Raw genomic sequence first — 567 nt, 5'->3', positions numbered from 1 at the left:
GCCCAGGGCCGTGGGCAGCCCCGGCGGCAGGCGCCGCACCACCGCCTGGACCCGCTCGTCGCGGCCGGCGGCCAGCAGGCGGATCAGCAGCCAGGACATCAGGCTGGCCAGCAGGCCCAGCCCCAGGTACAGGGGGAGCTCCAGGGGGGAGCGCACCTCGTAGGCGGGCAGGCGCAGGATCGGCGTGTCGCCCAGGCACAGCTGGGTGACCAGGGCCGAGGCCACCGCCGCCACCAGCACCGCCCGCAGGCTGGGGCGTCCCGGAATGGCGCTGTAGCTGCCCTCGAAGGCGAAGAACACGCCGGCGATGGGGGCCTTGAAGCCGGCCGCCAGACCCGCCGCCACTCCGGCCCCCACCAGGGCCTTCTGGGCCTGGGGGGAGAGGCGGCCCCTCAGGGCCACCCAGAGGCCGATGTTGCCGCCACCCTCCACACTCGGACCCTCCGGCCCGAGGGAGGCGCCACTGCCCAGGCTGAGGGAGGCCGCCACCAGCCGCAGCCAGGGCAGGCGCGGCTCGCCCCCCTGGCGGCCATCGGCGATCGCCATCAGGCTCGACAGACCCGGGCC

The 567-nt window shown here is 76.5% G+C and carries 1 protein-coding gene; it reads right to left on the bottom strand.

Annotated features, from left to right (window positions below; translation table 11 throughout):
* Window positions 1-549 (bottom strand): chloride channel protein (locus VB737_RS17265; RefSeq protein ID WP_500314785.1); only part of this gene is annotated, 549 nt, incomplete at its 3' end.
* Window positions 550-567 lie beyond the last annotated feature (18 nt).

This window comes from Synechococcus sp. BA-120 BA3, assembly GCF_034931285.1.
GTDB lineage: Bacteria > Cyanobacteriota > Cyanobacteriia > PCC-6307 > Cyanobiaceae > Cyanobium.
Note: the sequence above shows the minus strand (reverse complement) of the source record. Positions and strands in the feature narration are given on the sequence as shown.